Origin of the sequence: Massilia sp. CT11-108, assembly GCF_047302915.1 — a bacterium.
GTDB classification, from domain to species: Bacteria; Pseudomonadota; Gammaproteobacteria; order Burkholderiales; family Burkholderiaceae_D; genus Telluria; species Telluria orientalis.
The window spans coordinates 1-2,046 of record NZ_JBKYMO010000737.1; the positions used below are offsets into that span (position 1 = coordinate 1).

The following is a 2,046-nucleotide window of genomic DNA, read 5'->3' on the forward strand; positions in this document are numbered from 1 at the left end:
CGTCGACGCCACACTGGCCGCGCTGGGCCTGTCCCCTGCGCTGCTGGACACGGAAATCGAACGCCTGTCGACCGGCGAACGCCAGCGCCTCGCCCTCGTCCGCTCGCTGGCCCGGCGTCCGCGCGTGCTGCTGCTCGACGAACCGACGGCCGCCCTCGATCCCGACGCCGTCGCGCGCGTGGAGGCGCTGCTGCGCGCACGGCTGGCGGCCGGCATGGCGATATTGATCGTCACGCACGCGGGCGAACAGGCGCGCCGCCTCGCGCAGCGCATCTTCCGGCTCGAACAGGGAAAGCTGACGACGACATGAACGCGATTCACCTGGGCACCTGGGATCTGCTTGCCGCCGCTATCCTGATATTGCTGGACGCCGCGCTGTCGCTCGCACTGGGCCTCGGACTGCACCGCCAGATCCTCGTCGCGGCCGTGCGCATGGTGGCGCAGCTGACCATCGTCGGCCTCGTGCTGCGCCACGTGTTCGCCACGAGCTCCGCGGCGGCCACGCTGGCCATCGTCGTGTTCATGATCGCCGCCGCCGCGCGCGAAGTGGCGACCCGGCCGAAGCAGCGCCTGAAGCGCCACGCGAACTACCGGATCAGCGCCGCCGTCGTGTCCTGCACCGGTGTCGCGACCGTGCTGCTGGCGCTGACGACGGCCGTGCGCCCGACACCGTGGTACGAACCGCGCTACGCGATCCCGCTGATGGGCATCGTCCTCGGCAGCGTGCTGAACGCCGCCAGCCTCGCGCTGGACGGCATCCTCGACGGCGTCGTGCGCGAGCGCGCCCGCATCGAAGCGCGGCTCGCCCTCGGCACGCCGCTGCGCGAAGCCATCGGCCCGCTCGTGCGCAACGCGACGCGGCGCGGCATGATTCCCGTCGCGAACCAGATGTCGGCCGCCGGCATCATCACCCTGCCCGGCATCATGACGGGCCAGCTGCTCGCGGGCATGGACCCGATCGAGGCCGTCAAATACCAGATCCTGCTGATGTTCCTGCTGGCCGGCGCAAGCGGCCTGGCGTCCGTCGGCGCCGCCATGCTGGCCGTGCGGGCCCTCAGCGACGACCGCCAACGGCTGCGCGTCGACCGTTTGCGCGCTTAAACCGGACGGGCCACGATCAGGGCCGTGTCGACCGTGAAGCTGCCGTCCTCCCCGATCTGGAAATAATCCCTCACTTCGCTCGCGGCGCGCGTGTGCAGCGAGCGGATCGCGGCCACGTGGACGTCGGGCGTGCGCATCCGCGCGATCCACGACGCGAATTCCAGCCGCAGCCTGTACGTGACCACGTCGTCGACCGCGAAGCCGACGGCCGCCAGCGTCGTCTGCCATTCCGCCACCGACGCGTTGCGCACGTGGGATGGATCGCGCAGCAGCTCGAGCGTCTGCAGCCATGTGTCCAGCAATGGCACGCCGGGGGAGACGACGTCCATGAACAACCCCAGACCATCCGGCTTCACGACGCGGCGCATCTGCGCGAGTCCGTCGCGGAACGCGCCCCAGTGGTGCGCGCTGTAGCGGGTGGCGACGATGTCGAACGACGCATCGGGACAGGGCAGCGCTTCCGCCGCGCCCTGCTTCATGACGAGATTGTCCAGGCCGCGCCGGCGCGCTTCCGCGGCGACGGTGTCAAGCATCGCGGCGGACAGGTCGTATGCGACGACCTTGCCGACCTGGCCCGCCATGCGGAACGCCACATGGCCGCCGCCGCAGCCCATGTCCAGCGCGACGGCATCGGGACGGTGGCCGATCAGGTCCGCCATCCGCTCCAGGTCCGCGCCGGCGGCGTGCACGGCGCTGGCGAGATAGGCCTCGGCGCGGGAATCGTATTGTTCGAGGACGGTGGCATCGTGGTTGTGCATGTTGGCTCCTGGGTTTGATCGTTGGCTCATGGTCCACTTATTGTCTGCGAGGCGTTTTCCTGTTACAAGGAGCCTGTTTATCCTGGTATAAGGAGCACCATGACCGGCACGCAACAGCACCAGCGCCAGATGCTCGGCGCCTTCATCCGCGCCCACCGCGCGCGCCTGACGCCCGCCCGGCCCGGCA

General features: G+C 69.9%; 3 protein-coding genes. 2 read left to right on the forward strand and 1 reads right to left on the reverse strand.

Translation table 11 applies throughout. The annotated features are described in order from the left end of the window. Together ACEN88_RS30105 and ACEN88_RS30110 are read left to right on the forward strand one after the other, a co-directional pair. On the forward strand, positions 1 to 310 hold a 310-nt coding region (locus ACEN88_RS30105; protein WP_413345617.1), incomplete at its 5' end, for an ATP-binding cassette domain-containing protein. Further along, positions 307 to 1,101, forward strand: a complete 795-nt coding sequence (locus ACEN88_RS30110) for an ABC transporter permease (RefSeq protein ID WP_413345619.1) — start codon at positions 307 to 309, stop codon at positions 1,099 to 1,101. The genes ACEN88_RS30105 and ACEN88_RS30110, both read left to right, overlap by 4 nt. Here the strand turns inward: ACEN88_RS30110 and ACEN88_RS30115 are convergent. Beyond that, positions 1,098 to 1,859: a class I SAM-dependent methyltransferase gene (locus tag ACEN88_RS30115; protein WP_413345621.1), complete on the reverse strand. Its 762-nt coding sequence runs from the start codon at positions 1,857 to 1,859 to the stop codon at positions 1,098 to 1,100. The genes ACEN88_RS30110 and ACEN88_RS30115 overlap by 4 nt on opposite strands. Positions 1,860 to 2,046 lie beyond the last annotated feature (187 nt).

What these genes read in the sequence shown, in the direction of transcription:
- ACEN88_RS30110 (WP_413345619.1), top strand. Translation starts at nt 307, where the DNA reads ATGAACGCGATTCACCTGGGCACCTGGGATCTGCTTGCCGCCGCTATC.
- ACEN88_RS30115 (WP_413345621.1), bottom strand. Translation starts at nt 1,859, where the DNA reads ATGCACAACCACGATGCCACCGTCCTCGAACAATACGATTCCCGCGCC.